The sequence below is a fragment of the Desulfothermus sp. genome, assembly GCF_053993635.1.
In genome coordinates this window covers 1-3100 of the sequence record NZ_JBMYBT010000019.1, presented here as the reverse complement: position 1 = coordinate 3100, position 3100 = coordinate 1, and the positions used below count along the sequence as shown (strand labels likewise).

Below are 3100 nucleotides of genomic sequence, written 5' to 3'. Positions count from 1 at the left end.
GTTTCTCAGGTCCAGATATATCCACTGTGACGATTTTCTTTAAAATACCAATTTGTGGTCCAGCAAGGCCAATACCCTTATTTTCATACATGGTTTCTAACATATCTTCTGCAAGCTTCTTTATTTCATCATTAATATCTTGTATAATATCTGTTTTTTCCCTGAGAATGGGATCAGGATAACATATAATCTTTCTAATTGCCATAAATTAACTCCTAAAACCATGCTCTCTGCATAGTCTTTATATCTAAATATGAACCTCTACTAATTCTGTGCCTTTTTAATCTCTCTAATCCTTATCCCCAATTCACGGAGCTGTTTGTTATCAACACTTGACGGAGCATCAGTAAGTAAGCATGCACCTTTTTGGGTCTTTGGAAAAGGAATAACTTCTCGAATACTCTGTTTATTTAATAGTAACATAACAAGTCTATCAAACCCAAATGCAATACCACCATGGGGTGGTGCACCAAATTTTAATGCATTTAATAGAAACCCAAACTTTTCATTTGTTTCCCTCTCCTCTATACCAAGGGCCTTAAACATCTTCATCTGAAGCTCATAGGAATGGATACGTATTGAACCTCCACCTATTTCATTTCCATTAAATACAAGGTCATAGGCCCTAGCCCTTGCATTTTGAGGATCACTTAAGATCTTATCTCTGTCCTCATCCTTTGGAGAAGTAAAAGGATGGTGACATGCCTCCCACCTTTTTTCATCACTATTGTACTCAAACAATGGGAAATCTATAATCCACACAAAATTCATTTTACCAGGGTCAATTAGATTAAATCTCTCTCCAAGCTTGACCCTTAAATTGCCCAAGGCATCGTTTACCACATCATCTGATGCAGCCTGGAAAAAAACTATATCCCCAGGTTTTAGCTCCAATCTTTCTCCAAGTTTTTTCTTCTCCTCTTCACTCATAAATTTAACTATTGGAGATTGCCATTCATTCTCTTTTATTTTTATCCATGCAAGCCCCTGGGCACCAAAGGTCTTCACATATTCTGTGTAATCATCTATCTCTTTTCTAGAAAGTACTGCTCCTCCTGGTACCTTTAATGCCTTAATCAGAGGTGCCTTTGCAAATACCCTAAAATTAGACCCCTCAAATATATCTGTTATATCCTCTAAAAACAATTCAAATCTGGTATCTGGCTTATCCACTCCATATTTTTCCATAGCATTTTTATAGCTCATTCTGGGAAATGGAATAGAAATATCTACATCTAAAGTTTCCTTAACAAGAGTATGAATCATCTTCTCAGCCACATCCATCACATCTTGTTCTTCAACAAAACTCATTTCCATGTCTATCTGGGTAAATTCTGGTTGTCTATCTGCCCTCAAATCTTCATCCCTAAAGCATTTAACAATTTGATAATATCTATCTAAGCCTCCACACATAAGGAGCTGTTTAAAGAGCTGTGGACTCTGAGGTAAGGCAAAAAATTTTCCATAGTGCAACCTGCTTGGAACCAGGAAATCTCGGGCACCTTCTGGTGTGGATTTTGTCAAAAAAGGGGTCTCAATCTCTAAAAACCCGTTTGAATTAAGAAAATTTCTGATACTCTGTGCAGCCCTGTGTCTAAAAATTATATTTTCCTTTAACTTATTTCTCCTGAGATCGAGATACCTGTATTTTAACCTTAAATTTTCTGATACATCGATCCTGTCTTCAATTAAAAATGGAGGTGTCTTTGATATATTTAAAAGCTTCCAATCGGTTACTACTACTTCTATCTCACCAGTTGTGAGCTTTAAATTTTCCATGCCCTTAGGTCTTCTCCTGACTTTTCCCTTGATTGCCAGCACATATTCAGACCTCAACACATGGGCCTCTGAGTGTGCCTTTTCATTTACTTCAGGAGAAAATACCACCTGGGTTAATCCTTCCCTATCCCTTAAATCTATAAAGATTAGTCCCCCATGGTCTCGTCTATATTGAACCCACCCCATTAAACACACTTCTTCATCCAGATTTTTTACAGTAAGTTCCCCACATGAATGGGTCCTTTTCCAACCACCTAGAGAAGTTAGTAGCTCCCTTGCCCTTTTTTCAGCCAGGGCAATTTCTTCTTCAGTTTCAAGCCTTTTTATATCCTGCTCCATAAAGAAACTCCTTAAAATTTATATTAATGCACTAAAGATATCTTTTCTAAAGATTCCAATGAAAGTTCTTTTTGATCCCCAGTTATTAGATCTTTTAAAGTGACTTTTCTTTTCAAGAGTTCGTCCTCTCCAATAATGATACAATATCTTGCGCCTGATTTATTGGCTGCCCTAAGGTGTGCCTTTACACTTTTTACCTCATAGAAACAAACACATTCAAATCCTCTATTTCTTATTATTGATCCCACTTCAAAACCAAAATCCAGACTCTTTTCATCTATTGTTGCAATATAGAAGGCTTTGCTTTTTTGTTCTTGTATCTCAATTAGCTGGGTAATCCTCTCTATACCACAGGCAAACCCAATTCCTGGAAGGTCAGGGCCACCCAGTTGTTTTATAAGCCCATCATATCTGCCGCCACCTGCTATTGCTGACTGAGCACCGATTCCTTCTGCTATTACCTCAAATGTAGTCCTTTGATAATAATCAAGACCTCTAACAAGATTTTTATTTATTTTAAATTGGATATTCTCAAATTTTAAAAGATTTATAACCTGCTCAAAATGAGAACTACAATCACTGCACAAGTAATCTATAATCTTTGGAGCGTCTTTATACATTTTTCTGCACGACTCTATTTTACAATCCAGGACTCTTAATGGATTTTTTATTCTCCTTACCTTGCAATCTTCACAAAGCAAATCTTCAGCTATTTTTCCCAAAAATTTCCTTAAATTAGCTAGATATGAAGCTCTACACCTTGAACACCCAAGTGAATTTATCTCAAGAGATATCCCATTAATCTTCAGCTTGTTAAAAAAATCCATTAACATCACAATAAGTTCCCCATCTATGTATGGAGAACTGCTACCAAAGACCTCTACATTTACCTGATGAAATTGCCTTTGCCTGCCCTTTTGAGGCCTTTCATAGCGAAACATTGGCCCAATTGTGAAGAATTTAGAGATATTCTCTTTTGCAT

At 36.6% G+C, this 3100-nt stretch carries 3 protein-coding genes; all 3 read right to left on the bottom strand.

Annotated features, from left to right (window positions below):
- The coding region (locus tag ACY2V1_RS01405; protein WP_461833004.1) for a peptide deformylase at positions 1-205 on the bottom strand (205 nt) is incomplete at its 3' end.
- Between the two features lie 59 nt (positions 206-264).
- Positions 265-2118: an aspartate--tRNA ligase gene (aspS, locus tag ACY2V1_RS01400; protein WP_461833003.1), complete on the bottom strand. Its 1854-nt coding sequence runs from the start codon at positions 2116-2118 to the stop codon at positions 265-267.
- Positions 2119-2141: 23 nt separating this feature from the next.
- Positions 2142-3100, bottom strand: a 959-nt coding sequence (gene hisS / locus ACY2V1_RS01395; RefSeq protein WP_461833002.1) for a histidine--tRNA ligase, incomplete at its 5' end; no start/stop codon positions are given.